Annotated in this window: 28 protein-coding genes; 6 read left to right on the plus strand and 22 right to left on the minus strand. The window is 71.0% G+C overall.

Going from position 1 to position 26,430, the window contains the following annotated elements:
- Window positions 1–247 precede the first annotated feature (247 nt).
- From mtnA to MFF64_RS27615, 5 genes are all read right to left on the minus strand, one after another.
- On the minus strand, window positions 248–1,345 hold the full coding sequence (gene mtnA, locus MFF64_RS27600) for an S-methyl-5-thioribose-1-phosphate isomerase (RefSeq protein ID WP_238192885.1): 1,098 nt from the start codon (window positions 1,343–1,345) through the stop codon (window positions 248–250).
- Between the two features lie 217 nt (window positions 1,346–1,562).
- Entirely contained in the window at window positions 1,563–1,691 is a 129-nt protein-coding gene (locus tag MFF64_RS37905) for a hypothetical protein (RefSeq protein WP_273557177.1), read from the minus strand.
- Window positions 1,692–2,340: 649 nt separating this feature from the next.
- Window positions 2,341–3,939: a phosphoglycerate dehydrogenase gene (gene serA / locus MFF64_RS27605; RefSeq protein WP_238192886.1), complete on the minus strand. Its 1,599-nt coding sequence runs from the start codon at window positions 3,937–3,939 to the stop codon at window positions 2,341–2,343.
- A gap of 382 nt (window positions 3,940–4,321) precedes the next feature.
- Window positions 4,322–5,491, minus strand: a complete 1,170-nt coding sequence (locus MFF64_RS27610) for a phosphoserine transaminase (RefSeq protein ID WP_099902698.1) — start codon at window positions 5,489–5,491, stop codon at window positions 4,322–4,324.
- 84 nt (window positions 5,492–5,575) lie between these two features.
- A complete protein-coding gene (locus MFF64_RS27615) occupies window positions 5,576–5,797 on the minus strand; it encodes a hypothetical protein (RefSeq protein ID WP_099902700.1) in 222 nt (73 codons plus the stop codon).
- 164 nt (window positions 5,798–5,961) lie between these two features.
- Between MFF64_RS27615 and MFF64_RS27620 the strand changes: the two genes are divergently transcribed.
- A complete protein-coding gene (locus tag MFF64_RS27620) occupies window positions 5,962–6,666 on the plus strand; it encodes an ABC transporter permease (RefSeq protein ID WP_238192900.1) in 705 nt (234 codons plus the stop codon).
- Between the two features lie 3 nt (window positions 6,667–6,669).
- Here the strand turns inward: MFF64_RS27620 and MFF64_RS27625 are convergent, their stop codons facing one another.
- The 5 genes from MFF64_RS27625 to MFF64_RS27645 form a co-directional block, all read right to left on the minus strand.
- Window positions 6,670–7,524: an ABC transporter substrate-binding protein gene (locus MFF64_RS27625; protein ID WP_438823100.1), complete on the minus strand. Its 855-nt coding sequence runs from the start codon at window positions 7,522–7,524 to the stop codon at window positions 6,670–6,672.
- Window positions 7,525–7,605: 81 nt separating this feature from the next.
- Entirely contained in the window at window positions 7,606–7,881 is a 276-nt protein-coding gene (locus tag MFF64_RS27630; protein ID WP_133123390.1) for a hypothetical protein, read from the minus strand.
- Between the two features lie 7 nt (window positions 7,882–7,888).
- Complete coding sequence (locus MFF64_RS27635) at window positions 7,889–8,683, minus strand: Crp/Fnr family transcriptional regulator (RefSeq protein WP_099902118.1); 795 nt, start codon at window positions 8,681–8,683, stop codon at window positions 7,889–7,891.
- Window positions 8,684–8,827: 144 nt separating this feature from the next.
- Complete coding sequence (gene trmD, locus MFF64_RS27640; protein ID WP_238192887.1) at window positions 8,828–9,556, minus strand: tRNA (guanosine(37)-N1)-methyltransferase TrmD; 729 nt, start codon at window positions 9,554–9,556, stop codon at window positions 8,828–8,830.
- Window positions 9,557–9,682: 126 nt separating this feature from the next.
- Entirely contained in the window at window positions 9,683–11,086 is a 1,404-nt protein-coding gene (locus tag MFF64_RS27645) for a deoxyribodipyrimidine photo-lyase (RefSeq protein WP_099904860.1), read from the minus strand.
- Between the two features lie 390 nt (window positions 11,087–11,476).
- On the opposite strand from MFF64_RS27645, the gene MFF64_RS27650 reads away from it, so the two are divergent.
- The gene (locus tag MFF64_RS27650) at window positions 11,477–11,668 is read left to right on the plus strand and encodes a hypothetical protein (protein ID WP_048429329.1); all 192 of its coding nucleotides are present in this window, start codon (window positions 11,477–11,479) and stop codon (window positions 11,666–11,668) included.
- 30 nt (window positions 11,669–11,698) lie between these two features.
- Here the strand turns inward: MFF64_RS27650 and MFF64_RS27655 are convergent, their stop codons facing one another.
- Window positions 11,699–12,784, minus strand: coding sequence for a TRAP transporter substrate-binding protein (locus tag MFF64_RS27655; RefSeq protein WP_099904862.1), 1,086 nt, complete (start codon window positions 12,782–12,784; stop codon window positions 11,699–11,701).
- 199 nt (window positions 12,785–12,983) lie between these two features.
- On the opposite strand from MFF64_RS27655, the gene MFF64_RS27660 reads away from it, so the two are divergent.
- Both MFF64_RS27660 and MFF64_RS27665 read left to right on the plus strand, forming a co-directional pair.
- Window positions 12,984–13,562 carry a tyrosine phosphatase family protein gene (locus MFF64_RS27660; protein WP_099904864.1) on the plus strand — a complete coding sequence of 193 codons (579 nt, stop codon included), beginning with the start codon at window positions 12,984–12,986 and terminating at the stop codon, window positions 13,560–13,562.
- A gap of 204 nt (window positions 13,563–13,766) precedes the next feature.
- Window positions 13,767–14,177 (plus strand): hypothetical protein, encoded by a 411-nt coding sequence (locus MFF64_RS27665; RefSeq protein WP_133123599.1) that lies wholly within the window; start codon window positions 13,767–13,769, stop codon window positions 14,175–14,177.
- Window positions 14,178–14,394: 217 nt separating this feature from the next.
- Here the strand turns inward: MFF64_RS27665 and MFF64_RS27670 are convergent, their stop codons facing one another.
- Both MFF64_RS27670 and MFF64_RS27675 read right to left on the minus strand, forming a co-directional pair.
- Window positions 14,395–15,192 carry a Cof-type HAD-IIB family hydrolase gene (locus tag MFF64_RS27670; RefSeq protein WP_238192888.1) on the minus strand — a complete coding sequence of 266 codons (798 nt, stop codon included), beginning with the start codon at window positions 15,190–15,192 and terminating at the stop codon, window positions 14,395–14,397.
- Between the two features lie 26 nt (window positions 15,193–15,218).
- Window positions 15,219–16,493 (minus strand): alpha/beta hydrolase family protein, encoded by a 1,275-nt coding sequence (locus MFF64_RS27675; RefSeq protein ID WP_238192889.1) that lies wholly within the window; start codon window positions 16,491–16,493, stop codon window positions 15,219–15,221.
- A 227-nt stretch (window positions 16,494–16,720) separates the two neighbouring features.
- Between MFF64_RS27675 and MFF64_RS27680 the strand changes: the two genes are divergently transcribed.
- Window positions 16,721–17,890: a polysaccharide biosynthesis/export family protein gene (locus tag MFF64_RS27680; protein WP_238192890.1), complete on the plus strand. Its 1,170-nt coding sequence runs from the start codon at window positions 16,721–16,723 to the stop codon at window positions 17,888–17,890.
- A 38-nt stretch (window positions 17,891–17,928) separates the two neighbouring features.
- Here the strand turns inward: MFF64_RS27680 and MFF64_RS27685 are convergent, their stop codons facing one another.
- Window positions 17,929–18,897 carry a D-2-hydroxyacid dehydrogenase family protein gene (locus tag MFF64_RS27685; RefSeq protein WP_099906800.1) on the minus strand — a complete coding sequence of 323 codons (969 nt, stop codon included), beginning with the start codon at window positions 18,895–18,897 and terminating at the stop codon, window positions 17,929–17,931.
- A 296-nt stretch (window positions 18,898–19,193) separates the two neighbouring features.
- On the opposite strand from MFF64_RS27685, the gene MFF64_RS27690 reads away from it, so the two are divergent.
- A complete protein-coding gene (locus MFF64_RS27690) occupies window positions 19,194–20,303 on the plus strand; it encodes a branched-chain amino acid ABC transporter substrate-binding protein (protein ID WP_099906796.1) in 1,110 nt (369 codons plus the stop codon).
- Here MFF64_RS27690 and MFF64_RS27695 read toward each other — a convergent pair.
- The 8 genes from MFF64_RS27695 to pdxH form a co-directional block, all read right to left on the minus strand.
- Complete coding sequence (locus tag MFF64_RS27695) at window positions 20,291–21,154, minus strand: PhzF family phenazine biosynthesis protein (RefSeq protein WP_099906794.1); 864 nt, start codon at window positions 21,152–21,154, stop codon at window positions 20,291–20,293. The genes MFF64_RS27690 and MFF64_RS27695 overlap by 13 nt on opposite strands.
- A gap of 79 nt (window positions 21,155–21,233) precedes the next feature.
- Window positions 21,234–22,322: an SPL family radical SAM protein gene (locus MFF64_RS27700; protein ID WP_099906792.1), complete on the minus strand. Its 1,089-nt coding sequence runs from the start codon at window positions 22,320–22,322 to the stop codon at window positions 21,234–21,236.
- A gap of 88 nt (window positions 22,323–22,410) precedes the next feature.
- A complete protein-coding gene (locus MFF64_RS27705; protein WP_099906790.1) occupies window positions 22,411–22,674 on the minus strand; it encodes a hypothetical protein in 264 nt (87 codons plus the stop codon).
- Window positions 22,675–22,867: 193 nt separating this feature from the next.
- Window positions 22,868–23,299: a TIGR02301 family protein gene (locus MFF64_RS27710; protein ID WP_099906788.1), complete on the minus strand. Its 432-nt coding sequence runs from the start codon at window positions 23,297–23,299 to the stop codon at window positions 22,868–22,870.
- Window positions 23,296–23,835, minus strand: a complete 540-nt coding sequence (locus tag MFF64_RS27715) for an NUDIX hydrolase (RefSeq protein ID WP_099906786.1) — start codon at window positions 23,833–23,835, stop codon at window positions 23,296–23,298. The genes MFF64_RS27710 and MFF64_RS27715 overlap by 4 nt, the downstream gene beginning before the upstream one ends.
- Window positions 23,832–24,866, minus strand: coding sequence for a hypothetical protein (locus tag MFF64_RS27720; RefSeq protein WP_099906784.1), 1,035 nt, complete (start codon window positions 24,864–24,866; stop codon window positions 23,832–23,834). The genes MFF64_RS27715 and MFF64_RS27720 overlap by 4 nt, the downstream gene beginning before the upstream one ends.
- On the minus strand, window positions 24,859–25,581 hold the full coding sequence (locus MFF64_RS27725; protein WP_099906798.1) for an SDR family NAD(P)-dependent oxidoreductase: 723 nt from the start codon (window positions 25,579–25,581) through the stop codon (window positions 24,859–24,861). The genes MFF64_RS27720 and MFF64_RS27725 overlap by 8 nt, the downstream gene beginning before the upstream one ends.
- A 191-nt stretch (window positions 25,582–25,772) precedes the next feature.
- Window positions 25,773–26,381 (minus strand): pyridoxamine 5'-phosphate oxidase, encoded by a 609-nt coding sequence (pdxH, locus tag MFF64_RS27730; RefSeq protein ID WP_238192891.1) that lies wholly within the window; start codon window positions 26,379–26,381, stop codon window positions 25,773–25,775.
- Between the last annotated feature and the right edge of the window lie 49 nt (window positions 26,382–26,430).

Genomic DNA, 26,430 nt, shown 5'->3' on the forward strand with positions numbered 1-26,430 from the left:
CTCCACGAACCGGTGAAAACCCTCACGAGTCAAAATATAAGCGCGGCGGTATCAGCCGATTGAAAATCGGCTGACCTCGAAGGAGGCTTCCAGGGATCACAGAGGCTTCTGGAGGCCTCCTTCGAGGTCAGTCCATCATTGATGGACTGACACCTCAGGATGAGGTTGCGGGGAGGAAAAGGGGACGTCGATCGATCGGGTGTTGCGTTCGATGGTCATGGTGAGACGATCGCTGTCTCTCACTCGATCACGCCGCCACCCGCCGCTCCGGATACAGCCCGAGCAGCCCCTCCGGAGTCGCCTCCGCCACGCCGCGCTCGGTGATGATCCCGGTCACCAGGCGGGCCGGAGTCACGTCGAAGGCCGGGTTCGCCACCGGGCTGCCGGGCGAGACCACCGCCACGGTGGCGAAGGCGCCCTCGTCGGTGCGGCCGGTGAGGTGGGTCACCTCGCGGGCGTCGCGCTCCTCGATCGGGATGCCGGCGACGCCGTCAGTCAGGGTCCAGTCGATGGTCGAGAACGGCAGGGCGGCGTAGAACGGCACCCCGCAATCGCGGGCGGCGAGCGCCTTCAGGTAGGTGCCGATCTTGTTGCAAACGTCGCCGGTCGAGGTGGTGCGGTCCGAGCCGACGATGCAGAGATCGACCTGCCCGTGCTGCATCAGGTGCCCGCCGGCATTGTCGGCGATGACCGTATGCGGCACGCCGTGAGCGTTGAGCTCGAAGGCGGTGAGCGCCGCGCCCTGGTTGCGCGGCCGGGTCTCGTCGACCCAGACATGGACGGCCAAGCCGGCATCGTGCGCGACGTAGATCGGCGCCAGCGCCGTGCCCCAGTCGACGGTGGCGAGCCAGCCGGCATTGCAATGGGTCAGCACGTTGACCGGCCCGGCCTTCCTGCGCGCGATCTCGGCGATCAGCGCCGCCCCGTGCTCGCCGATCGCCCGGCAGCTCGCCACGTCCTCGTCGGCGATGCGGGCGGCCTCCGCGAAGGCGGCGGCCTCGCGCTCTTTGGCGGAGAGCGGTTGCAGCACCCCCGCCACCCGGTCGAGGGCCCAGCGCAGGTTGATCGCGGTCGGCCGCGTCGCGGCGAGCCGGCTCCTGGCCCCGTCGAGATTGCGGTCGGACGGATCCTCGCGCATCGCGAGCGCCAGTCCGTAGGCGGCTGTGGCGCCGATGAGCGGCGCGCCGCGCACGATCATGGTGCGGATCGCGACCGCCGCCTCCGCCTCGCTCGCGAGAACCTTCGTTTCAAAGGCGAAGGGCAGGCGGGTCTGGTCGATCACGCAGATCCCCCCGCCATCGGGCGCGGGGAAGATGGTGCGGTAGTGGCGGCCGTCGATCTTCATGGCGGGCGTTTTAGCACGAAAGGCGGGGGCGGGGAGCCTGCGCGGCGGCACACTGAGCGCGTACTGGGATGCAGCCAATCTGCCACGTCAGCTCGATCTCACGATCGGCGCCGACGCGCGACGACCTCGCGAGTTCACCCAGAGCAGTGCGGCAACGCCGCATGACCTCGCGTGCGACGGCCATCTGTCCGGCCTCGAAAGCAGATCGCGCTGTCATTCAATATCCGTCGGGGATTTCTGTGAGACACAGCGCCGATCCCTTGGTCAATGGCAGACTTTCACGAATCTCATCAGTCAGTGCGAGCGCAAGCGCGTCATCGATAGCCACAACCTTGAGTTCGGTCATTTCGACCTGCTTTGCCACCGGGCGGAGCAGATTCAGACCGTGATAGGCTGTTCACGCGAACCGACCAAGCGGAAGGCGGGCCCCGCATGCTGACGAAGACCTGAGCCGGAGCCTGTCCATCCATGCTAGAGTTCCGATCGAGATCAGTGGATTGCCATGAAGGCTATGGGTTTGCCTGATGGAAGCCTCAGCCTTCCCGCCGCTCTGCGCGAGAGGCACGGCCTTACGCGAGGCGGAGAGGTGTCGGTCGAGGATACCGGCGCTGCGATCGTCCCGCGCACGCTGGATCAGGCCGTCGCCCGGGTGCAGGCCTTGAGCCTCGGGCTCGTCGAGGGGAAGACGGGTGCGTCATACCCTTGCGCCTTCGCATCGGCGTGTCGATGCGAAGGCGAGCGGCGCATCAGCGCCGGCGCCCGTTCGGGCTTGTCTGGCACCGTCGAACGCGTCCGTTCGAAGGTGCGGCTGTATTACGCTCCGGCTCGGATTGTCGCTGGGTGATCGAGACTGCCTGGCCTTGGCTAAACGGGAAGGCGCGACGGCTGCGACTGCGGAGCGACGCTGGCGCGACATCGCGGCCGTCGTCGCCTTACAGAGTGAAACGAGTCGCTGAAAGCGCGGGATGCGAAGTCCGAATCCCGCGCTTTCCTACTCAGAACCGCACCGCCCGCGCCCGCTTCACCTGCGGGATCGCCTCGATCGCCCGCAGCAGGTCCGGCGAGACCGGCTCGTCGACGGCGGCGAAGCAGATCGCGTCGCCGCCGGGACGGTCGCGGCCGAGATGGAAGGTGGCGACGTTGACGCCGGCCTCGCCCATCAGCGTGCCGAAGCGCCCGATGAAGCCGGGCTGGTCGGCGTTGCGGATGTAGAGCATGTGCGGCGCCACCGCGGCTTCGAGCGCGATGCCGCGGATCTCGACGAAGCGCGGGCGGCCGTCCTGGAACACCGTGCCGGCGGCGTCGCGGGGCATGTCCTCGGCCTCGACCGTGAGGTGGATGCGCGAGGCGTAGGGGCCCTCGATCGCGGTGCGGGTCGCAGTCTCGACCTGGATGCCGCGGGCCCGCGCCACCTCGATCGCCGAGACCATGTTGACGCCCTCCAGGAACGGCCGCAGCGCCCCGGTCACCGCGGCGGCGGTGAGCGCGCGGGTGTTCAGCTCCGCTGCCTCGCCCTCGTAGACGATGCGGATGCCGCGGATCGGCGCTTCGGTGAGCTGGCCGAGGAAGGAGCCGAGCTGCTCGGCGAGCGTCACGTAGGGCCGTAGGCGGGGGGCCTCCTCGGCGGAGATCGACGGGAAGTTGACCGCGTTGCGGATCGCCCCGTGCAGCAGGTAGTCGCTCATCTGCTCGGCTACCTGCAGCGCCACGTTCTCCTGCGCCTCGGTGGTCGAGGCGCCGAGATGCGGCGTGCAGACCATGTTCGGGTGCCCGAACAGCACGTTGGTCTTGGCCGGCTCCTCCGTGAACACGTCGAACGCCGCCCCGGCGACGTGGCCGGATTCGAGCGCTGCCCGGAGCGCCACCTCGTCCACCAGGCCGCCGCGGGCGCAGTTGACGATCCGCACCCCCGGCTTCGTGCGCGCCAGGGCCTCGGCCGAGAGAATGTTGCGGGTCTTGTCGGTCAGCGGCACGTGCAGGGTGACGACGTCGGCCCGCCGCAGCAGCTCGTCGAGCTCGACCTTCTCGACGCCGAGCGCCATCGCCCGCTCCGGGGTCAGGAACGGGTCGTAGGCGACAACGCGCATCCGCAGGCCGATGCCGCGATCGGCGACGATGGCGCCGATATTGCCGCAGCCGATCACCCCGAGGGTCTTGGCGGTCAGCTCGATGCCGAGGAAGCGGTTCTTCTCCCAGCGTCCGGCTTGCGTCGAGGCGTCGGCCTGCGGGATCTGGCGGGCGAGCGACAGCATCAGCGCGATGGCGTGCTCGGCGGTCGTCACGGCGTTGCCGTGCGGCGTGTTCATCACGATCACGCCGCGGGACGTGGCGGCCGGCACGTCGATCGTGTCGACGCCGATGCCGGCCCTTCCGATCACCGTGAGGTTGCGGGCGCGCTCCAGCAGGGCAGCCGTAACCTTCGTGGTCGAGCGGACAGCGAGACCGTCATAGTCGCCGATGGCGGCGGCGAGGGCCTCCTTGTCCTTGCCGAGCTCCGGGCGGAGATCGGCCTGGATCCCGCGCTCGCGGAAGATCGCGACGGCGGCGGGGGAGAGGGTGTCGGAGATCAGGACTTTTTTGGGTGTGGTGGGCATGGCGGCCTCGAACGGGTGCGCGCCATCGCCCCGCGCAAGGGAGCGCGTCGGCCTGGGCTCGCGGAGTCACACCGGGTCGGGCGCATTCTCCTCTCCCCTCGGCGGGCAGAGGGCCGTGGTCCCGTTCGGGAGACACGGCGGGGCGATAGCCGAGGGTGAGGGGGGAGGTGCCGGAGGAGTAACGTCCGGAGATACCCCCTCACCGTCGCTTCGGCTTCGCCTGCGCTCGTCACGGCCCCGCCAAGGGGGCCGTGACCCTCTCCCCACCCGCGGGGAGAGGAGAGATCCCGCGCCTCGCTTGGCGATGTGTGCGCTTCGTGCGGCCACCCGTGGCCGACGCCGGTCCTCGCAGGGCTCCGGCGCCGATGATGACGATGGCTGGTCAGGCCGCCTTCGTCAGGCGGGCCTTCTCCTGGGCGAAGGCCCAGTCGAGCCACGGGGTCAGGGCTTCGAGATCCGAGGCCTCGACGGTGGCGCCGCACCAGATCCGCAGGCCGGGAGGGGCGTCGCGGTAGGAGCCGATGTCGTGGGCAACGCCCTCGCGCTCCAGCATCGTCGTGATGCCCTTGGCGACGGCCGCCACGGCCTCGGGGCCGCGCCCGACCACGTCGGGATCGCTCACCACCAGGCAGACGCTGGTGTTGGAGGCCGTCGCCGGATCCTCGGCGAGGTTCGCGATCCAGGGGGTGCGGGCGACCCAGTCGGCGATCACGCCGGCATTGCGGTCGGCCCGGGCCCGCAGGGCCGGCAGGCCGCCGAGCGATTCCGCCCAGCGCAGCGCGTCGATGTAGTCCTCGACCGCGAGCATCGAGGGCGTGTTGATGGTCTCGCCCTGGAAGATGCCCTCGATCAGCTTGCCGCCCTTGGTCATGCGGAAGATCTTCGGCATCGGCCAGGCCGGGACGTAGCTCTCGAGCCGCGCGACGGCGCGGGGCGAGAGGATCAGCATGCCGTGCGCCGCCTCGCCGCCGAGCACCTTCTGCCAGGAGAAGGTGACGACATCGAGCTTCGCCCAGTCGAGATCCTGCGCGAAGGCCGCCGAGGTGGCGTCGCAGAGCGTCAGCCCCTCGCGGTCGGCGGCGATCCAGTCGGCATCCGGCACGCGCACGCCCGAGGTGGTGCCGTTCCAGGTGAAGACCACGTCGCGGGTGCGGGTGTCGACCGTGGAGAGATCGGGCAGGCGGCCGTAGGGCGCCTTGATGACGCGCGCGTCGAGCTTGAGCTGCTTGACCGCGTCGGTGACCCAGGTCTCGCCGAAGGATTCCCAGGCCAGCATGTCGACCGGGCGGGTGCCGAGCAGCGACCACATCGCCATCTCGACGGCGCCGGTATCGGAGGCCGGCACGATGCCGATGCGATACTCGGCCGGCACCTGCAGCACAGTGCGGGTAAGGTCGATCGCTTCCTTGAGCTTGGCCTTGCCGAGCTTCGCCCGGTGCGAGCGGCCGAGCGCCGCGTCGGAGAGGGCCTCGGGCGTCCAGCCAGGGCGCTTGGCGCAGGGTCCGGACGAGAAGAAGGGCGCGCGCGGGCGCGCCGCGGGGCGGGTCGTCATGCCTGGTGTCCATCCTTCCAGATGGGCGCCTCTCGGTGGGGAGAGGTGTCCCGCCGGCTCGCATGCGCCAGGCCGGACGTCGCGTCAACCCTGCTGCGGCATCAAACGCGCGAGATGGGCGCGGTGGGCCGCGAGCGTCGCCTGGAAGTCGCTGAGCAGCGCCTCGGCCAGAGCCGCGGTCCGCCCGCCCCCCGGGGCGAGGCGCTCCACCAGGGCACGCTGGCGCGCGACCCGGGCTTCCGCCTCGATGACGTGGCGCAAAGCCATCTCGAGATCCGTTTCGCGAAGCCGATGAGCCGCTTGCATGGCGGAGCCCTCCTGCCACGGAGGCAGTCGGGCCGGCCCGGCCGATGGGCAGCTGGTGGATCGCGCACCGGAACCGACTGACCTTCCGGCACTATGGCACGGGCGGGTCCGCCCGGATAGGACGGGTAAGAGACCGTCAAGTGGCAGGCATGAGCTGGGGTGACATGGACGAGTTCGGGCGCGCCCTGGGGCTGGCGGTCGCGATGATCCTGCGGGCGGATGCCGATCTCGTCGCCATCGTCGGCCTGTCGCTGCGCGTCAGCCTCACGGCGGCCGGCCTCGGCTTCATCCTCGGCGCGCCCCTCGGGGCGCTGCTCGCCGCGACCCGCTTCCCCGGCCGCGGGGCGCTCCTCGTCCTCGTCAATGCGCTGCTCGGCCTGCCGCCGGTGGTGGTGGGTCTGGTGCTCTACCTGCTCGTCTCGCGCTCCGGGCCCCTTGGGAGCCTCGGCCTGCTGTTCACCCCCGGCGCCATGGTGATCGCCCAGGGGGCGCTCGCCCTGCCGATCGTCGCGGCACTCTCGCACCGCACCTGCGAGGCCCTGTGGGCGGAATACGGCGACGCCCTGCGGGTCGATGGGGTCGGGACGGGGCACGCGGCCCTGATCCTGCTCGCGATGGCGCCCGCACCCCTCGTCACCGCCTTCCTGGCGGCCTTCGGGCGGGCGATCGCCGAGGTCGGTGCCATCCTGATGGTCGGGGGCAACATCCGCGGCTACACCCGCACCATGACGACCAGCATCGCGCTCGAGACCAGCCGCGGCGACCTAGCTCTCGCGCTCGGCCTCGGTCTCGTCCTCGTCAGCCTGACGCTGGTGGTGAGTGCCGCTGCCTTCGGGCTCAACCGGATGGCGGCGTTGCCCAGGGCGTGAGGCCTAGTGAGTCGGCATCGTGCCGGTGGGGAAGAACAGCTGCTCGCCGTTGATCTTGAACGAGGCGATCGCCGCCCGGCCGCGCTCGGAGGTCAGCCACTCGTGCCAGATCGTCGCGTCGGCGGCGTGGATCTGCGGGCGATTCGATTGAGGGAACTTGGCGGGATTGACCAGGATCGAGCCGTAGGGGTTGAACAGGGCGGGATCGCCCTGGACCAGGATCACGAGGTTCTGGCGGTTCTTGAAGCTCGCCCAGGTCGCCCGGTCGGTCAGGGTATAGGCGTCCATCGCGGCGGCCGCGTTCAGCGTCGGGCCCATGCCCTGGCCGAGCTCGCGGTAGCTGCTGCCCAAGCCTCGGGCATCGACCCCGGCCTTCTTCCACAGCCGCAGCTCGGTGCGGTTGGTGCCGCTGTCGTCGCCGCGGCTGGCGAAAGGCGCCTTGGCGCGGGCGGTGCGGGCGAGCGCCTCCGCGGCGTCGCGCCCGCCCTTGAGGCCGGCCGGGTCGGCGGCGGGGCCGACGATCACGAAGTCGTTCGCCATCACGTCGCGGCGGTCAAGGCCGTGGCCCTCGGCGACGAACTTGTCCTCGCCGGGCCGGTCGTGGACCAGGAGTGCGTCGGCGTCGCCCTTGGCGCCGATGGCGAGCGCCTGGCCGGTGCCGACCGCGACGACCCGCACCGCGATGCCGGTCTCGCGCTGGAAGATCGGCAGCAGGTGGCCGAACAGGCCCGATTGCTCGGTCGAGGTAGTCGAGGCGAGCGTGATCGCCCGCTCCTGCGCGACGGCGGGCTGCTTGAGGGCGGGCGCGACGGCGAGGAGGGCGAGAAGGGCGAGGCGACGCGGGAACAGGCGGCTCACGGACTTGGCTCCGGTAGGGTCTGCTGTCCTGCGTATCCTGCGGCACGGGCTCAGCGCCAGGATCTATCGGCCTCCGCGGGATCAACCCTTGGCCGCCGGTTCCGCCGCCGCGAGGCTGTTGGCGAGGGTGGTGAGCAGGGCGGCGGCCCGGGCGGCGATCTCTGGCTCGTGCCCGTTCGCGGCCAGGCGCCGCTTGGTCTCGATCACGGTCTCCACCGCCTCGACCAGCTCGGAGGCCGGGATCACCTTGCGCTCGACGAGGGCGAGCATCAGGCTCTCGATCAGCATCAGGGCGGCCTGACCGCTGGCGGCGTGCTGCCGGTCCATCCCGTCCCGACCCTTCCCGTCCTGCGTCATGCCTTCTTCAGTGGCCGGCATCGTTGCCACCTTTCCCTTCGCCGCCGGTTCCTGCCTCCCGCTTCCCGACGAATTCCGGGCGGCCGCGCTCGGACAGGTCAAGGAGCGGCTTGGCGATCCGCACCAGGGCGTCGAGGTCGCCGATCGTCACCCGGCGCCCCCGCATAGTGACGAGGCCGTCCTCCCGGAACGCTCGCAGCACTCGGTTGACGTGCACGTTCGAGATGCCGAGATGGTCGCCGATCTGCTCCTGGGTCATCGGCAGGTCGTAGGCCATCGCGTCGGGCGGCAGCGCCCCGGAGAGGATCAGGCGGCCGCGGAAGTCGATGAGCAGCATCGCCAGGCGCTCGTCGGCGCTGCCGCGGCCGAGCCCGACGATCCAGTTGTGCAGCCGGCGCTCCTCCTCGATCACCTGCCACATGCAGCGGGTGGCGAGGTCGGCGTCGCGCTCGTAGGCCTCGCGCAGGATGCGGTGGTCGACCTGCTCGACCACGACCTCGGACAGGGCCTGCACCGCGTCTGGGCTGTGGGTGACGAACAGGCTTTTGACCGCGAAGAGGTCGCCGGGCAGGAAGATCAGGATGAACTGGCTGCGCCCGTCCTCCAGGGTGCGCAGGCGGCCGGCCCAGCCCTTGCGCAGCCGGAAGATCGTGGTGTTCGGGCTGTCGGCCTCCACCAGCAGGCGACCGGCCGGGAAGAGGCGGCCGGTGCCCTCCATCACCCGGTCGATGGCCGCCTCGCCCCGGCGCAGGGCCTCCAGGATCTCGGGCCGGTGCTGCAGGTAGCGGGCGGAATCGGGCATGGCGGCGGGGTGGTCCGGGGGAGGCGTCGCGAGGAGAGGCACCCGGGACGACGCCCGGCCACGGGAGGGCTCTAGGAAGGGTCGTCTCCTCGGACATTTACCTGTGTTGTTTTTCAGGAATACTCCACTGGAGTTTGCCGCCGGTCACGGATTCCGGTCCCGCGTCGAGAGGTCCGGGACGAGATCCGGGCGCCGCTCGCGGGTGAGGCGGGCCGATTCCGCCGCCCGCCAACGGGCGATCGCCGCGTGGTTGCCGCCGGTCAGCACGTCCGGGATCTCCCGCCCCTCCCAGTCCCGCGGCCGGGTGTAGTGCGGGTATTCGAGAGCGCCGCTCTCGAAGCTTTCCTCGACCCCGGAGGCGTGCTTGCCCATCGTGCCGGGCAGGAGGCGCACGCAGGCATCGAGCAGCACCAGGGCCGCGGGCTCGCCGCCCGACAGCACATAATCGCCGATCGAGACCTCCTCGAGGGCGCGCCCCGCGATCACCCGTTCGTCGACGCCCTCGAAGCGGCCGCAGACCACGACGACGCCCGGCCCCTCGCTGAGCGTCCGGACCCTGCTTTGCGTCAGCGGCCGGCCGCGCGGGCTCATCAGCAGGCGTGGGCGCGGATCGTCCGCGGGTGCCGCGGCATCGATCGCGGCGGCGAGCACGTCGCAGCGCAGCACCATCCCGGCCCCGCCGCCGGCCGGCGTGTCGTCCACCGCCCGGTGCCGGCCGATGCCGTGGTCGCGGATGTTGCGTGCCTCCAGGCTCCAGGCGCCCCGCGCGAGGGCATCGCCGGCGAGGGACAGCCCGAGATGGCCGGGGAACATCTCGGGGTAGAGGGTCAGGACCGTGGCGCGCCAGGGCGAGAGGGGGGTGGGGGAGGTCATGCAGGTTGATGACGCCGGTCGGGCGGGGCGGTCAACCGGGGGCTTGCTCTGCGGCTGCATCCTCCTTCCCGCTCGCACCTCAGGATGCGGTCGTGGGCGGGATCAAGAAGGCCTGCATCACCCGTCTCATGTGATGGGGCTCTGCTCTTCCTCTGCCCGGCACAGTTCATCCACGGCCTTCAGGTAGGCCTTGGCGTCGAATTTCTTCAGCGTGTTCTGCCCGAGATAGCGCACGGTGCCGAACACCTTGCGCCGGCCCCACGGCCTGTCGTGCAGGCCGAACAGCCAGGCGACGTTGGTGAAGGAATTCGCGTCGCGCCCGTCGAGGAAGTAGCGGTTGTTGAGCCGCAACGTCACCGCGAAGGCCTCTTCCGGCGAGGGCGACCATTCGAGGATCTTCTTGCCCCAGTACATGCGCAGGTGGTTGTGCATGTAGCCGGTGACGCGCATCTCGCGCATCGCGGCGTTCCAGTACTCGTCGTGGGTGCGCCCTTCCGCCAGCGCCTCCTCGTCGTAGAGGTGCGGGCGGGGATCGTCGGCATGCTCGGCGAGCGCGTTGCGGGCCCAGTCCGGCACCGCCTGCGCGTAAGCGTCGTAGCCCGGATTGGTGTGGACGTGGTTCATCGCCAACTCGCGCCGGACGATCAGCTCCTCCAGGAATGCCGCCCGGTCCTCCGGGCCGCCCGTCTTCGCCGCCCGCACCTTGAGGGCGGCCGCCACCGGCGAGATCTGGCCGAAATGCAGGTAGGGGCTCAAATGCGAGGCGGCTCCCGCCTCCGGCCGGTTGCGCACCGTACCGTAATCCGAGAACGGCCCGGCGAGGTAGGCATCGAGCCGGCGATACGCCTCGGTCTCGCCGCCGTGGAAGCGGCGCACCGGCGTCACGCTGCGGTCCAGCGTCATCGCGGCGAGCGCCGCGTCGGGATCCGAGACGTCGATGTCGCTCTTCAGGTGAAGGTCGTCGGCCGGATGCTTGACCGTCCGCGCACGCAACGGCGCGAGATAGGGCTCCCAGGTCCGGTGCAGCTTCGGCCGCAGCGTCCGGGCGGCGAATTCGTGCTTGTTCGTCACGACGTCGACCGGCACCACCACGTCGCCCTCGACCTGGATCAGACGGCCGTCGAACCCCTCCGCGATCTCGGCGTACCAGGACTTCTGGATCGTCAGGTAGCCCCGGTCGAGCACCAGCATCGCAGCCTTCCTGCCCAGGGCCAGGGCGGCCTTGGCCGGAGTGGCGCGGCGCAGCACGAAGGCGATGCCCCGGCGCTCCAGGCCGGCCTTCGCGTCGCGCAAGCCCTGGAGCAGGAAGGCGTAGTGGCGGGCATTGGCCTCGGGGAAGTGAGCGCCGCCGTCGAGGAGACCGAACCCCGCCACCACCGGCAGGCCGAGGCGGTTCGCCTCCTCCACCGCGACTTCCAGGGCCGGGTTGTCGCGGCTGCGCATGCCCTGCTGCATCAGGTACAGCACGTAGGCACCGTCCCGCGGCTCCACGTCCTTCAGAACCCGGATCCGCCCCGCCTGAATCGCCATGCCGCGCCCCCGTCAGGCTCAGGAAACCAGGCAGAGGAAACTAGGCCGTGGCGGGGCGGGGTCCAGCGGCAGGCCGAGACTGCCCGCAAAAGCGGCAAGGCTGCCGACAATCGCGCCTTGCCACCTGGCATCGCACCCTTATGTTATTGCAGTGCGGGAGCGCGATGGCGTCGTGCTCCCGCTGCCCTCCTTGGGCGTTTCCTCCCTAGACTTCGGGCCGCCTGCAAAGGTGGCCTTTTTTCTTGGCCTCATCTCTCGGCGCCGGGTCGCGACCGGCGTTGCTTTACGTCCGGTGGAGCTTATGGCCGCGCTCCGCGTTGTCGTCCGGATGCTGGCCCGCCTCGTGCATCGCGAGGCGATCGGAGCCGAGCGTGAGGGAGCTGTCGAGCGATGCGGCAATTCACTTTGCGGGTCGAGGAGAGTGGGGAAGGCCTCGTCTGCATCACCAGTCCGGAGATCAAGAGCCTGTTCGTGGCCGACGAGACCCTGGCCGGCGCGCTGGAAGCAGTGCCGAGCGTGGTGCGGGCGCTCATGCGCGAAGAGGGCCGCGGCACGCTGCCGGGCGAGGAGGCTGCCGAATAGGCGCGCTCCCCGGCCCGGGCGCGACGCGGATCAGCCCCGGGCCCGCGCCCGAATCATGAAATTGTCGTAGGTATACTCGGCGACCTGGAACCAGAGGTATTCTTCATTGCGAAAAGCCTTCAGCGCGTCGTGGATGCGCTTGAAGTCCGGGTTCTTGGCGCCGATATCGGCGTAGATGTCGTTCGCCGCCTTGAGGGCGGCCTCCATTACCTCCTGGGGGAAGGGGCGCAGCTGCGCGCCGCCCCCGACCAGCCGGCGCAGGGCCGCCGGATTGCGCGCGTCGTACTTTGCCTGAAGGTCGCCGTTGACGCTCGCCGCCGCCGCCGCCGCGATCGCCCGGTAGGCTTTCGGCAGCTCGGCCCATTTCTGGGCGTTGAACCAGAAGTGCATGACGGAGCCGCCCTCCCAGAAGCCCGGGTAGTAGTAGAACGGCGCCACCTTGTTGAGGCCGAGCTTCTCGTCGTCGTAGGGGCCGATCCACTCCGCGGCGTCGAGGGTCTTTCCCTCGAGCGCCGCGTAGAGATCGGCGCTTGGCATCGTCTGGGTCGCGACGCCGAGCTTGGCGAGCACCTGCGCGCCGAGGCCGGCGATGCGGAAGCGCAGGCCCTGCAGGTCGGCGACCGACTTCACCTCGCGCCGGAACCAGCCGCCCATCTGGGTGCCGGTATTGCCGCCTGGCAGGGCGTAGAGCTTGCTCTTCGCGAAGATCTCGTTGAACAGGTCCAGCGCCCCGCCCTGCAGCATCCAGGCGTTCTGCTGGCGGGCATTGAGGCCGAAGGGGATCGCGGTGGCGAGCGCGTAGGTCGGGTCGCGGCCGACCTCGTAATAGGCGGCCGAGTAGGCCATCTCCAGGGTACCGGCGCCGACGGAATCGAGGAGCGCCGCGGGTTCGCCGGAGGGCGCCGCCGCGACCTCGATCTGGAAGCGGTTGTCCGTCGCCTCGGCGACGAGGCGGGCGAAGAGCTCGGCGGCGCCGTACAGCGCGTCGAGGTTGCGCGGGAAGGCGGAGTGCAGGCGCCAGCGCAGCTCGGGCGTGCTCTGCGCCACGGCCGGGGCCGCCACGGCGGCGCTGCCGGCGAGGCCGATGCCGGCCGTCAGGATGTCGCGACGCTTCATGCTCTCCCCATCGACGGAAATGCCCACCATCCAAGAGTCTCTACGGGACCACAGGTAGCGCGCTTCGGGCGAAAGCGCACCGGGGCCGGTGCCGCTGCCGCCCGGGAAAGCCCTCGTGCGAGGGTAAGGGCTATGCTAACCCGAGAGGATCCCGCGGCGGCGCCCGGCGCCCCGCCCCTCGCCGGAGCGCGACCCGACCGTGAAGCCCGAACCGATCTCCCTGCACACGGTCTGCGGCCTCGAGGAGCTGGGCCACCACTCGACCCGCGGCGTCACCCACGTGCTGTCGATCCTCGACCCGGCCTGGCCCGAGCCCGAGGCCTTCGGCACCTACGACGCGCATCACCGCACCACCCTGCGCTTCCACGACATCATCGAGCCGGTCGAGGGCCAGATCCTGCCCGAGCGCCGGGACGTCGAGGCGATCCTGCGCTTCGGCGAGGAGCTGGCCGCGGAGACCGCGCGGCGCAAGACGCATCTCCTCATCCACTGCCACGCCGGCATCTCCCGCTCCACCGCGGCGATGACCATGCTCCTCGGCCGGGCCCATCCGGACCTCGACGCGCAGGCGGTCGTCGCCAAGGTCCATTCCTTACGCGAGAAGGCCTGGCCCAACGCCCGCCTGATCGCCTTCGCGGACGAGGCGCTGGGCTACGACGGCAGCCTCACCGAGGCGGTGCGCCGCCTGCACGCCGAACAGCTGCGGGTCCGGCCGCACCTTGCCGAGCTGATGCGGGGCCTGGGGCGGGGGCGGGAGGTGGATGCGGCGTTGGCCTGACCCGTCGCGCCCCATCTGCGCCGAGGCTTCGGTCGCTTCCAGCATCGCGGAGTCGTCTGTCGTATCTTCGATTGTCCTTGCGGCAGGTCGGGACCAGATCTACTGATGTCCCGCGCCATCGGGCGTTTGCAGGTGAATGCCGCCTCCGCGGCATTTCCTGATTGTAAACACCCGTCGGCGTCATCCGCACGCGGGACATGATCGATGCGTGATCACACGATTGCCTTGTGCGCCGCGCTCCTCTGCCTGGTGCCGACGAGCGCGTTCGCCTGGCCGCGGCCCATTCCAACCATCGAGAAAGTCGTCAAGCCCGGGCAGACCCAGAAGATCGGGTGGTTCGTCGCCCTCGATCCGACCTGCCGCTCGATGGGCGCGATGACCGTCAACCTGATCGAGCCGCCGGGCAAGGGGCAGATCATGATCGACCAGGGATCGGAATATCCCGGGTTCCACCCCGCGAATCCGCGGTCGGCCTGCAACAAGCGCAAGGTCCCGGCGACCCGGCTCATCTACAGCGCGCCTCCTGGTGCGGCGGATGACGACCGGTTCGCGGTCGAGCTGGTCGGTCCCCTCGGGGATGTTCAGCGGGTGCGCTACCACGTCGAGCTGCATTAAAGGGGGCGTTGCGGTTGGAGCGTTCCGGTTTGTCCGGTTGCTCCACCCTCGACCTCAACCCGAGAGACTGTTCTCGGTGTTCAGCAGACTGATCGTGCGGGTGGTTTCTCATTCGCGTCGTCACTCCGGGCTCCACTGCGCGGCCCCGGAATGACGTGGAGAGTGTTAATCTCGCCGCGCGCGTCCCGCGCGCGTCGGACAGGCGCTGTGAGGGATTTCACACCAGCACGTACCGCTCGACCGCCTCCGCGAATCCCTCCGCCTCGTTCGTCCCGGTCACGTGGGTCGCCGCCCGCTTCACCGCGTCGCTCGCATTACCCATCGCGATCGACAGGCCGGCGCGGGCGAACATCGCCGTGTCGTTCGCCATGTCGCCGAGCACCGCGACCCGGTCGAGCGGGGTGCCCAGTTCGCCGGCGATGCGCGCCACGAAGTGGCCCTTGTCGACATGGGGCGGGGTGACGTCGAGGTAGTAGGCCTGCGAGCGGTGGACCGCCGCGCCGTCGCCGATCTCGGCCGCGAGGCGAGGCTCGAGGGCGGCGAGGCGCGGGTGGTCGCGGGAGATGCCGACGAGCTTGGCCGCGCGGGCGAGGTGGGGCGTGAGGTCGTCGACGACCCGGGCATCGGCCTGTAGGGTGCGGCGCTCGAGGTCGGTATAGGGGCCGGTCGGGTCGGTGACGAGCCACGCCCCTTCCGCGAAGACCCAGAGGTCGATGCCCTCGGCGGCGAAGCGGGCTGCGGCGGTTCTGGCCGCTCCTTCCGGGATCAACGTCTCGTCGACGAGGGAAAGGTCGGGCCGCACCACCGTCGAGCCGTTGAAGGCTCCCATCGGCAGGGTGAGCCCGAGCGGGTCGACCAGGGGACGCAGGCCGACCGGCGGGCGGCTCGAGGCCACCGTGAAGGCGATGCCACGTTCGCGCAGGGCCGCGACCGCGCGGGTGGCGCGCTCCGTCAGCCGCTTGTCGCCGGTGACGAGGGTGCCGTCGACGTCGGTGACCACGAGGGAGATGGGCAAGGGAACGGTCTCCTCAGATCTCAGCCTCAGATTTCTCTGTGCACCGGCACCGGCTCGGGAGCGGCCTCGGGCCGCAGCGGAACGATCTCGGGCGCCAGCACCCGGTCGCGCAGGGCCTGCGGCCCCAGCGTCAGGGCGAAGAAGTCGTACTCGCCCGGCAGGTCGTTGGCCATCAGGAACTGGAAATGCATCCGGAACGGCCGGAACGAGATCCGCCGGTACACGTCCGGGACGATGATCTCGCGAAACTTCGTCGAGCGGATCAGCGGGTTGCGTACCGGGCCCGCCGGGGTCTCGCCGAGGTCGCGGGCGGGGTTGAAGCCCGGGAAGTTCATCCAGTCCTGCGGCGCCTGGTAGTCGGCCCAGACCAGCCTTTCGCTCTCGACGAGGCGCATCACGTCGGCCCGCACCCGCCGCGCCCGCGGGTTGATGGTGACGAGGGGCAGCCCGGCCCCGAGGGTCAGGAGCGAGAGGCGTGGGCTCTCCGGCAGGTCCCGCTCCAGCACCCGCGCGGCGACCTCGGCGGCGGTGAGGCCGCCCGAGGAATGGCCGACGATCAGCACCTCGTCGACCTCGCCCGCCCGGCAGATCCCCGCGACGTGGTCGGCGAACAGCGTCAGGCGCGCCTCGTAATCGGCGCGCCAGCCGTTGCTGTGCTGCCAGTTGAACACCCAGTCGTTGATGAGCTGGCGCAGGAAGATCCGGTCGAGGAGCGGGGTGGCGGCGAGAACGAGGCCGATCCCGGCGAGCGCCCCGATCCCGCCGGCGGCCAGACTCGGCAGCCAGCCGACCAGCAGCCGGGCGACGCCGGTGCCGAGGAGGGCCGCGAGCGCGCCCAAGATCACTGTCATGCCGAAGGGATAGAGGATGACGTTGCCGTATTTCCAGTTCAGGCCGTAGAGCCGGAAGAGCTTTCCGGTCACGAGGCTGTGCAGGATGCCGGCGGTGAGCAGTGCCATCGAGGCGATCAGCGGCCGGCGGAAATCCGCCCGCACGAGGTCGTCCCACAGGAGCACCTCGTAGGTGGTGCGGGTCTCGGCGCCGGGATGCCCGGTCTCGACGGTCCAGGTCTGCACCAGGCCGTCGGGCCGGGTCTCGGCCCGGGTGATCGACCGTTGGCCGAGGTCGAAGCGCTTGGCGTAGCGGGAGAACTCGCGGGCGAACAGCGCCCGGTAGCGCTTGCCCGATTCCGGATCGTAGCCCGGCAGGTAGACGACGTGGCGCCGCCGCACCGGCAGGGAGTCTCGTCCTTGGCCTCGTGCGGCCGCGTCGGGCGGCGTGTAGCCGATCTGTGTGGTCATCGCTGCCCTGTCATCCGCGTCACGCCATCCTGACGCCGCGATTCGGTAACCCTTGTCGTGCTTCCACGGCACGACGAAGGCCACGCGCCGTTCTCCTGGCCCTGTGTCTAACGGGGAAGGCGGCGCCGGGGGAGGGCTCCCGACAACACTGTGACACAGGGGCCACGGACAGGGGCCCTCGACTCGGCTACGGACCACTCTCAAGGTAAGGACGAGCACTCTCGCTGATGCGCGCACTCCCGATCGCCCTCTGCACCGCGCTCGCGGTCTCGGGCTGCTCCAACTTCCTGCCGGCGGCCGGGCCGACGGCCAGTGCGGTCGCGTCGGGCGCCGACGTCGCCACCGACCAGGGCCTGCTCGCCCGCTACGAGATCATCGACGTCAACGCCGCCGTGGTCGAGGCCCTGCGCGGCCGTCCCCTCGACAGCCTGCTCGCCTCCTTCGGCGACCGCCGTCCCTCCGTCGAGCCGGTGATCGGCGTCGGCGACACCGTGGCGGTGACCATCTACGAGGCCAGCACCGGCGGCCTGTTCTCCGGCTCCCTGTCGGTCGACCGGTTCTCCTCCGGCTCGAAATCGGCCACCATCCCGCCGCAGATCGTCACCCGCGACGGTGCCATCACGGTGCCGTATGCCGGCCGCATCCAGGTGGCGGGCAAGCGCGTCCAGGACGTGCAGGCCCAGATCGAGCAGGAGCTCGCCGGCAAGGCGATCGAGCCGCAGGTGATCGTCACCGTGGTGCAGCCGACCAGCACCGCCGTGACGGTGACCGGCGAGGTGACGGCGGGCGCCCGTCTGCCGCTCTCCACCAAGGGCGACCGGCTGCTCGACGTGGTCGCCTCCGCCGGCGGCGTGCGCGCGCCGGTGAGCGAGACCTTCGTGCGGCTGTCGCGCGGCTCGACCACCGCGACGGTGCCGCTCACCGCGATCGTCTCGAATCCCCGCGAGAACATCTTCCTGCGCCCGGGCGACACCCTCACCCTGGTGCGCGATCCCCAGACCTTCCTGGCCGTCGGCGCGCTCGGCGCCCAGTCCGAGATCCCGTTCGCCGCCGAGGGCATCACCCTCGCCCAGGCGCTCGCCAAGGCGCGGGGCCTCTCGGACCTGCAGGCCGACCCGGCCGGGGTGTTCCTGTTCCGGTTCGAGCCGGCCTCGGTGGTGCGCCGCATCCGCCCCAACAGCCCGCTGCTCTCCTCGAACTTCGTGCCGGTGGTCTACCGGATCAACATGCGCGACCCCAACAGCCTGTTCGTCTCCCAGGCCTTCCGGATGCGCAACCGCGACCTCGTCTACGTCTCGAACGCGCCCTTCACCGAGGTCCAGAAGGTGCTCGGCGTGTTCTCGACCATCACGGCACCGGTCTCGGCCGGCGCCTCGGTCTATTCCGGCGTACGGTAAGGGCGATAGGGCGGGCGCCACGCGCCCGCCCTATCGCGTCAGGGCGTCACCACCCGCACCGGCGCCCCCCGGCGCCAGCCCGCGATCGCCTCGACGGTGTCCTCGTAGAACATCCGGAACGTGCTCTGGGTGACGTAGCCGAGATGCGGCGTCAGCACCGCGTTCGGCACGCCGCGCAACGGATGGTCGGCGGGCAGGGGCTCGCCGTCGAACACGTCGAGCCCTGCCCGGATGCGGCCCTCGTGCAGGGCGGCGACCAGCGCCGCCTCGTCGATCAGTGGGCCGCGGGAGGTGTTGATCAGGATCGCGCCCTTGCGCATCCGGGCGATTTCGGCCTCCCCGACGATGCCGCGGGTCGCGGGCGCCAGCACCATGTGCAGGCTGACGACGTCGCTCTCCGAGAACAAGGCCTCGCGCGCGACGAGCGCCGCGCCGCCGGCCTCGGCCCGCTCCGGTGTCAGGTTGGGGCTCCAGGCCGTCACCCGCATGCCGAGCGCCCGGCCGACTGCCGCCACGCGGGCCCCGATGCGCCCGAGGCCGAGGAGCCCGAGGGTGCGCCCCTCCAGGCCCTCGCCGAGCGTTTCCTGCCAGCGCCCGCCCGTCATGTTGGCGAATTCCCGCGGCAGGTTGCGGGCGCAGGCCAGCATCAGCGCGACAGTCAGTTCGGCGGTGGCGACGCCGCCCTCGCCGTTGCGGGTGTTGCAGACGGTGATGCCGCGAGCGGCAAGCGCCGCGGTATCGACCGAGGGGTTGCGCCCGCCGGTGAACACCACGAGCCTCAAGTTCGGCAGGGCCGCGATCAGCTCTGCGTCGAGGGGCATGCGCTCGCGCATCAGGCAGAGCACGGTGTAGGGCGCGAGCCGCGCGGCGGCCTCCGCCCGCGGGATCGGCTCGCGGAAAAATTCCACCGCGACCTCCGGGCCGAGGCTGCCCCATTCGGCGAGCTGTGCGGCCACGCCCTGGTAATCGTCGAGCACCGCGACCCGGATCCCGTCGGCCTGCGTCATCGTCATCGTCCCTCGCCTGGTCGCGCCCGAGCGGGCGCCTGACCTTGTCCGGTCATGATTCCGTCAATATCCGGCGTCGGATGGGCATTCCAGCCGTGCCGTCCGTGCTATGCTCGCCGCAGCACCCTGACGCGCCGTGCCCCCCTTGCGCCCCTGCGGGCTCGCGCCCGATAGAGCGGGCGCCCTCGCGGGTCCGCACGGAGACAGGCACGGACAGAGGGGCGGCGGCCGTGCTAAGCGGCCGGACGATCGAAGCCGGAGGTCGGAGTGGTTCGAACCATGCGGGAGCGCCGGTGATGACGCGCACCAGGGCCGTCGCCGCCCTGTGGCTGGCGATCGGAGCGCTGCTGTACGGGGCGGGCGCCGCCCGCGCCGACGTGGCCATCGGCGTCGCGGTCCCGCGCACCGGCGCGGTCGCCGGCATCGGCGAGCAGGTGCTCCAGGGCGTGCAGGCCGCCGTCCGGGACGCCAATGCCCGCGGCGGCATCGCCGGCGAGCCGATCGTGCTCGACGTGCAGGACGATGCCTGCGACCCCGGCCAGGCAATGGCGGTGGCCGAGCGCTTCGTGCGCTCCGGCGTGCGGCTGGTGATCGGCCATGTCTGCTCCAGCGCTTCGCTCGCCGCCTCGGACGTCTACGCGGCGGCCGGCGCGGTGATGATCAGCCCGGCCTCCAACGCCGCGCGCCTGACCGATCGCGGCCTGCCCACCATCTTCCGGGTCTCCGGCCGCGAGGACGATCAGGGCCGGCTCTCGGCCACCATCCTGGCCGAGCGGTTTCGCGACAAGAAGATCGCGATCCTGTACGACGACACGCCGCTGTCGCGGAACCTCGCCGAGTCGACCAAGGCCAACCTGAACAAGATCGGCCAGAACGAGACCCTGTTCGCCGCCATCGTGCCGGGCCAGACCGACGACGCCGCGCTGGTCAAGCGCCTGCAGGGGGCGGGGATCGAGGTGGTCTATTACGGCGGCCACTACCAGGAGATGGGCAAGCTGGTGCGCAAGGCGGCCGAGGCGGGCTATCGCCCGCAATGGTTCGGCACCTCCGGCATCGCCACGAAGGAGTTCGGGGCGCTTGCCGGCCCGGCAAGCGACGGCGTGCTGATGACCTTCAACCCGGACCTGCGCCGCAAGCCGGAGGCTGCCGCCGCCGTGAAGGCGCTGCAAGCCGATGGGATCGACCCCGCCGGCTTCACCCTCTACGGCTACGCCGCGCTCCAGGCGCTGGTCGAGGCCGGCAACTTTGCCAAGTCCACCGACCCGAAGGCCATCGCCGAGACCCTGCATGCGGAGCGCTTCACCCTGGTGCTCGGCAATGTCGGGTTCGACCAGAAGGGCGACGTGACGGCGCCGGGCTACGTGCTCTACGTCTGGCGCGACGGGGTCTTCACCTACGCCAATTGAGACCCGAGCGAATCGAGGTCGAGGGGGATCGTTCCCTCCGCCACCGTGAGGGTGCGCCCGCCGATCCAGTCGGCGCCGTCGTAATCGACGAAGATCCGGCCGCGGCGGCCGAGCCGCGTTCCTTGCGCGGCGATGTAGGGGCCCGTGGCGCGGCCGGTCTCCCGCAGCCAGCCGGCGACGGCGGCGTTGAAGCTGCCGGTCACCGGATCCTCGACGAGGGCGCCCGCGCCGTCGCTGAACAGGGTGCGGATCTCCCAGGCCACCTCCGCGCCCGGGGCATGGGCGCCGACGAGTCCGATATCGATCCGGCCCTCGTGGCGGCGCATCGGCTCGACCGCCAGCACCTCCTCGGCCGAAGCCAGCATCACCCCGACCCAGCCCGGGCCGTTATCGGCCCAGCGCGCCTCGACGATTTGCTCAGGGTCGATCCGCAGCACCGTCACGATCTCCCGCAAGGTGGCCTCGTCCACCGGGCCCGCGCGCAGGAGCGGCGGTGCCGCGAAGGCGAGGCGGCCGGAATCCTGCCGGATCGGCACCAGGCCTGCGCCGCATTCCTGCACCACGCGCCCCGGCCGCCGCGGCGTGCCGCCCAAGGCCAGCCAGGCGTGGCAGGCGCCGAGGGTCGGATGGCCGGCGAAGGGCAGTTCGTGGGCGAGGGTGAAGATGCGCGCCCTGTAATCGGCGCTGGAATCGGTCGGCGGCAGCAGGAACACCGTCTCCGACAGGTTGAACCACCGCGTCATCGCCTGCATCGTCGCGGTGTCCGGCTCGACCCCGCTCACCACCGCGAGCGGATTGCCGGTGAAGGCACCGTCGTGGAACACGTCGATCAGGGCGAAGCGGGCGGTCATGGCGGGGTCTCCGGTCGATGGCGCTCCGAGCATGTTTGCCCGATTCGTCCGCCGCCTCCCACTCGCAACCGGGGCGGTCTCACGTCCAGTACAGCACCCGCGCCGCCGGAAGCCGCTGCTCCAGCGCCCGTGTGAGGTGCTGGCGCATCTCCCGCATCAGCTCGGCCGGAAAGACATACTTCACCGAGCCGAACTTGGTGAGCTTGCGGCTGCGCTCGTCCTCCCGCATCGGCAGGTCGGAGCCCGGATACCAGCCCGCCAGCACCTCCTTCGAGCCCGGGGTGAAGCGGTGGGTGATGAGCTCCGCGGTGAGGTCGAGATCCTTGACGCCGTCGAGCGCCTCCGCGGCCTCGGCGAACAAGTCGGCATAGGCCTCGCGCCAGTCCGGCAAGGCTAAGATCGGCGCGACCGTGAGTCCGACCGGGTAGCCGGCGCGGGCGACCGCCCCCATCGCGGCGAGGCGGTCGCGCAAGGGGGCGGTGCCGCCCTCGTAGCGGACGGCCGCCGCCGCGTTGACCGAGAAGCGCAGCCGGGTGCGGCGCCGGTGCTCCAGGCCGAGCAGCGGCTCGACCGCGGCGAACTTGGTGGTGGCGCGCAAGGCCACCGGGGCGTCCCATGCGCCGAAATGCCGGATCGCCGCCGAGAGCGAGCCGGTCAGATGCTCGATGCCGAGGGGATCGGTGTAGCAGGATGCCTCGAAGGTCGTGCCCTCGTGCGCGCGCTCCGCGCTCGCCGAGGTGACGCCGCCCTGGCCGACGTACATCGCGAGGTTGTCCAGGATCTCCGGCAGGTTGGCGTAGACCCGGGTCACCGGGGGGCCGGAGAGCGAACCCGCGAGGTAGCAGTACTGGCAATGGGCCGGGCAGCCCTCGGCGAGGTCGATGCGCCAGTCGGCGCTCGGCGGGATCGGCTGCAGCTTCAGCTTGGTCGGCGGCGCCACCAACACCGCGAGGGTGTTCTTCGCCTCGATATAGGCCCGGCGCGGGTCCGGGTGGCGCAGGCCGGTGAGGCGGTTGCCGGGCAGGGCCTCGACGGGCAACCCGAGCGCTTCCGCCCGTGCCATGATCGCCCGCCCATGGGCGTGCTCCCGCGCCGCCGCGGTGACGATGACCCGGCGCGGGCGCCAGAGGCGGGCCGCGTGGGCGGGGGCGGGATCGGGGAGGGTCATGCCCGGCGAACGCGCGGGGCGGCTCTCCGGGTCCCGATCGTTAACGATCGAACGGGCGAGCGTTGATGCCGCGCCTCACTGCCGGACGTTAATGCCGGGCCTGAGGCCGCACCGTGTAGGTGCCGCCGCGGATGCGCTCGGGAAAGCCTTCCGCGTAGCGAGCGGTGGCTTCCTCGCCGTAGGTCTGGACCAGCTCCTGGAAGGCCGCGAACAGGGCGGCTTGGGCCATGCAGTCGCCGTCGATCCCGTCCAGGCAACCTTCCGCGAAGGCCTCCGAGACGTAGCTCAGGGCGACGCGCTTCGCCTCCTGGTCGGAATCGAGCGCGGGGTCGTGGGTTTCGAACTCGGTCATCGACAGCCTTGAGATCGGGTCTCTGGCGAGAACGGCGGTCTCGGATCCGCAGCGGCCTCGTGTGATGACCTGATTCATAGGCCCTTGCCCGGCGGCGAGCCAGCAAGGAATTGCGAAGAGGTTAACGGCGCCACGAGAATGCCGCCCTCTCCGACACGGACGCCACAGCGTGACGCAACTGCAACAGAGGGGCTCAGCCTCCGAACCGCCCGGCCAGGGCGACCGACAGGCGCTCGCCCTCCGCAATGTAGCGGGTGGCGGCCTCGACCGCCGAGGGCGTGCAGACCCGGTAGGTCACGGCATAGCCGCCATAGCCGCGGTTATAGGCCCCCGCGAGGCGGTCGCGCCGGCCCGGGCTGGTGCCCTCGGCATCGAGCAGGGCCTTCATCCGGGCGGGCCATTCCGGTGCGTCGGGATTACCGCACAACTCACGCAGGAAGCTCAGCGAGCCGATGATCTCGGACAGGCGCAGAAGGTCGCGGTCGTAGGGCGCCGGCGTGTCGGCCGGCGGGGGCGGGGCGGGGGCCTCCTTCTCGGGCGGTTTAGGCGCAGGTTTCGGGCGGTTCTGGGCCAGAGCCGGGGCCGCCGCGACGAGGCAGGCGGCCAGGATGACGGCGCGCCTCATGTCGTGCCTCCTGCCAAGTTCCTTGCGAAGTTCCTCGCCAAGTCCCCTGCCAAGTCCCCTGCCAAGTCCCCTGCTACTTCTTCCCCGACCGCCGCGAGCGCCTGCGCGATCACCCCATGCAGCCCCTTGGTTGTCGGCAGGTCGCGCGCCTCCGCCGGCGTCACCCAGCGCAGATCGAGGGCTTCCGGCCCGGTCGTCGGCTCGCCGGAACGCCAGCGCGCCGCGTGGGGATGGATCACGAAGTGGTGCAGCACTGCGCCGTCGGCATCGCGCTCGATCACCTCGAGGGGATCCAGGCCCGCAACCACTTCGGCCACTACCCCGACCTCCTCGTGCAATTCGCGCAGGGCCGCTTCGGCCAGCGTCTCGCCGACCTCGACCTGGCCGCCCGGCAGAGTGTAGATCCCGCGCATCGGCGCCTGGCCGCGGGCGGCGAGCAGCACCCGGCCATCGCGCACCACCGCCGCGGAGGCGGCGATGAACGGGCGAAGGGGGTAGCGTCGGCGCCAGGCCAGGTCCTCGGCATCCGCGCTCAAGGCCGCGCATCCCCGTCCTGCAGAACGGCGAGCCGCCCGTCGGCCAGAGCCGCCACGACCTGGTTGCCGAGCACCGCGAGGCCGGGTCCGATCGGCGCCGGCAAGGTCGCGCGCGTCCGCTCGGTCAGGTCCTTCAGCGAGACGTAGGCGAGGGCGGCACGGTCGCGGGATGCCACCACCACCTCGCCCCCGAGGACGGCACCGGGAGCGGAGAAGCCCTTGCCGTCGGCACTCCTGGCGCCCTGCGCCTGCCGGGCCGGCTTACCCCCCGCGAGGCTCCAGTGTTCGAGCCGGCCCTCCTCGCCGCGCACCAGCACGGCCCCCGGCGCCTGGCCCGGAAGGTCGGCCGCGAGGGCCAGGGGACCCGGCTCGGGCGGAGTCTCGGCCCGCACCCGCCAGGCGCCGTCCTGACGCCCGATCACGGCGAGGCCCGTGCCCTCCGGGTGCTCGCCGAGCGCGAGCAGGTTGAGCGACCCGTCGATCTCGACCGGCCGCAGTGTGTCGGCGGAGAAGACCGCGCCGGCCCCCGGCGGCACCGTCGCGGTCGCCACCGGCACGGGCTTGGGGTCGGCGCTCATCGTCACCTTCTGGCGCTCGCGGACCGTCACGCCGGCGGCGCCCGGGCGCCCGTCCGGCGCGCGGCTCGGCCCCGACAGGTAGGCGCTGACCGGCCCCGCCAATACCCGGCGCGTTCCCGGCAGCGCGCCTTTCGGCGTCTCGCCAGCGGTCAGGCCCTCGATCGCGTCGAGCGGGAGGGGGACGGCCGCGACCCGGTCGCCCGACAGCGTCAGGACGGCCGCACCGCCCTCGCCCCACACCACGGCGACCGGGCCGGCTTTGCGCGGCAGCTGGGGCAGCCCGGCGGTCGTGACGGCGAGCGCCGCCTCGCTGGCCTGATCGCGCAGCTGCGTCACCCGGAACGGTAGGTCGAGGAGCGTGACGCGCGGCTCGGCGGCGGCGGGCACCGCTGGCAGCAGGGCGGCAAGGCAGCCGCAGGCGAGCGCAACCGCGAGCGGCCGCCGCTCAGACATGCTGGCCGCCGTTGATGTGCAGTTCGGCGCCGTTCACGTAGGACGAGGCCTCGGTGCACAGGAAATAGATCGCCTTGGCGACCTCGTCCGGCGTGCCGAGGCGCCGCTGCGGGATCTGCGCCACCAGCTTGTCGGTGCCGGGCGACAGGATCGAGGTGTCGATCTCGCCCGGCGAGATCGCGTTCACCCGCACGCCCAGGGGCCCGAAATCGGAGGCCATCTCGCGGGTCAGGCCGGCGAGCGCCGCCTTCGAGGTGGCGTAGGCCGCTCCCGCGAAGGGATGGACGCGGGACCCCGCGATCGACGTCACGTTGACGATCGAGCCGCGGGCCCGTGTCAGCTCCTCGCACAGCCCGCGGGCGAGCAGGATGGGGGCGAAGAAATTGACCTGGAAGACCCGCTGCCAGTCGGAGAACGGGGTATCGATCGCCCCTAACCGCGCCCCTCCGGCCCCTTTCGGCGAGATGCCCGCGTTGTTGACGAGGGCGTGCAGCAGCCCGCCCTCGGCCTCGAGCCGCCCGGCCACCTCCTTGACGGCGCGGACCGTGTCCTCGGGGTCGGCGAGGTCGACCTGCAGATGGTCCTCCGGCCCCATCTCCCACGGGCAATTCTCCGGGAAGGCGTGGCGGGAGCAGGTGATGACGCGCCAGCCCGCCGCCGAGAAGCGCTTGACGGTGGCATGGCCGATGCCCCGGCTCGCGCCGGTGAGCAGCATCACGCGGCGGCGTTCGTTCGACGGTTGGGCCACGGCCGTTCCTCGGGATGTCCGGTGCGGGGCGCCGGCGGTGGGCTGCGCGGCGCGAAGAGCCTCAGGGTAGGGCTCCATGTCCCGGAAATCCAGGGCTCGCCGCGCCGCAGCAAAGCTTGCCCGGATCGGGAGTCAGGGCAAGGCTTTAAGGCAAGGCTTCAAGGATAGAGGCGGTTGCTCTCCCAAGCACCGCCCCGGCGGGTGAAGCGCACCCGGTCGTGCAGGCGGTACGCGCCGTCCTGCCAGAACTCCATCGTCACCGGGGCGATGCGGTAGCCTGTCCAGTGGGGAGGGCGCGGCACGCTCTCGCCGGGAAAGCGTTGGCCCACGTCCTCCACCGCCCGCATCAGGGTCTCGCGGCTGTCGAGGGGTTGCGACTGGCGGCTCGCCCAGGCGCCGAGACGGCTGTCGCGGGCGCGGGTGGCGAAATAGGCGTCGGCCTCCGCATCCTCGACCTTCGTCACCGTGCCGCGGGCCCGCACCTGGCGGCGCAGGCTCTTCCAGTGCAGAACGAGGGCGGCGCGCGGGTTGGCCGAGAGCTCCAGCCCCTTCGTCGAGAGGGTGTTGGTGTAGAACACGAATCCGCGTTCGTCGGCATCCTTCAGGAGCACGATGCGCACGTCCGGCAGCCCGTCGGCGTCGCAGGTGGCGAGCGCCATGGCGTTCGGATCCTCCGGCTCCGAGGCCTGCGCCTCGGCAAACCATTGCCGGAACAGTCCCCAGGGATCCGGGTTCAGGGTAAAATCACTTTTCGTTAACCCGTCCACGGCATCGTCCTTACCCAAGTGGCTTGAGCGCCAATGTGACAACCGGAAC

It is taken from the genome of Methylobacterium frigidaeris, from assembly GCF_022179185.1.
Lineage (GTDB): Bacteria > Pseudomonadota > Alphaproteobacteria > Rhizobiales > Beijerinckiaceae > Methylobacterium > Methylobacterium frigidaeris.

Coding starts and splice junctions, on each gene's coding strand:
- mtnA (WP_238192885.1), bottom strand. CDS start 1,345: ATGAAGATCGACGGCCGCCACTACCGCACCATCTTCCCCGCGCCCGAT.
- MFF64_RS37905 (WP_273557177.1), bottom strand. CDS start 1,691: ATGACCGAACTCAAGGTTGTGGCTATCGATGACGCGCTTGCGCTCGCA.
- serA (WP_238192886.1), bottom strand. CDS start 3,939: ATGCCCACCACACCCAAAAAAGTCCTGATCTCCGACACCCTCTCCCCC.
- MFF64_RS27610 (WP_099902698.1), bottom strand. CDS start 5,491: ATGACGACCCGCCCCGCGGCGCGCCCGCGCGCGCCCTTCTTCTCGTCC.
- MFF64_RS27615 (WP_099902700.1), bottom strand. CDS start 5,797: ATGCAAGCGGCTCATCGGCTTCGCGAAACGGATCTCGAGATGGCTTTG.
- MFF64_RS27620 (WP_238192900.1), top strand. CDS start 5,962: ATGGACGAGTTCGGGCGCGCCCTGGGGCTGGCGGTCGCGATGATCCTG.
- MFF64_RS27630 (WP_133123390.1), bottom strand. CDS start 7,881: ATGACGCAGGACGGGAAGGGTCGGGACGGGATGGACCGGCAGCACGCC.
- MFF64_RS27635 (WP_099902118.1), bottom strand. CDS start 8,683: ATGCCCGATTCCGCCCGCTACCTGCAGCACCGGCCCGAGATCCTGGAG.
- trmD (WP_238192887.1), bottom strand. CDS start 9,556: ATGACCTCCCCCACCCCCCTCTCGCCCTGGCGCGCCACGGTCCTGACC.
- MFF64_RS27645 (WP_099904860.1), bottom strand. CDS start 11,086: ATGGCGATTCAGGCGGGGCGGATCCGGGTTCTGAAGGACGTGGAGCCG.
- MFF64_RS27650 (WP_048429329.1), top strand. CDS start 11,477: ATGCGGCAATTCACTTTGCGGGTCGAGGAGAGTGGGGAAGGCCTCGTC.
- MFF64_RS27655 (WP_099904862.1), bottom strand. CDS start 12,784: ATGAAGCGTCGCGACATCCTGACGGCCGGCATCGGCCTCGCCGGCAGC.
- MFF64_RS27665 (WP_133123599.1), top strand. CDS start 13,767: ATGCGTGATCACACGATTGCCTTGTGCGCCGCGCTCCTCTGCCTGGTG.
- MFF64_RS27675 (WP_238192889.1), bottom strand. CDS start 16,493: ATGACCACACAGATCGGCTACACGCCGCCCGACGCGGCCGCACGAGGC.
- MFF64_RS27680 (WP_238192890.1), top strand. CDS start 16,721: ATGCGCGCACTCCCGATCGCCCTCTGCACCGCGCTCGCGGTCTCGGGC.
- MFF64_RS27685 (WP_099906800.1), bottom strand. CDS start 18,897: ATGACGCAGGCCGACGGGATCCGGGTCGCGGTGCTCGACGATTACCAG.
- MFF64_RS27690 (WP_099906796.1), top strand. CDS start 19,194: ATGACGCGCACCAGGGCCGTCGCCGCCCTGTGGCTGGCGATCGGAGCG.
- MFF64_RS27695 (WP_099906794.1), bottom strand. CDS start 21,154: ATGACCGCCCGCTTCGCCCTGATCGACGTGTTCCACGACGGTGCCTTC.
- MFF64_RS27700 (WP_099906792.1), bottom strand. CDS start 22,322: ATGACCCTCCCCGATCCCGCCCCCGCCCACGCGGCCCGCCTCTGGCGC.
- MFF64_RS27705 (WP_099906790.1), bottom strand. CDS start 22,674: ATGACCGAGTTCGAAACCCACGACCCCGCGCTCGATTCCGACCAGGAG.
- MFF64_RS27710 (WP_099906788.1), bottom strand. CDS start 23,299: ATGAGGCGCGCCGTCATCCTGGCCGCCTGCCTCGTCGCGGCGGCCCCG.
- MFF64_RS27720 (WP_099906784.1), bottom strand. CDS start 24,866: ATGTCTGAGCGGCGGCCGCTCGCGGTTGCGCTCGCCTGCGGCTGCCTT.
- MFF64_RS27725 (WP_099906798.1), bottom strand. CDS start 25,581: ATGCTGCTCACCGGCGCGAGCCGGGGCATCGGCCATGCCACCGTCAAG.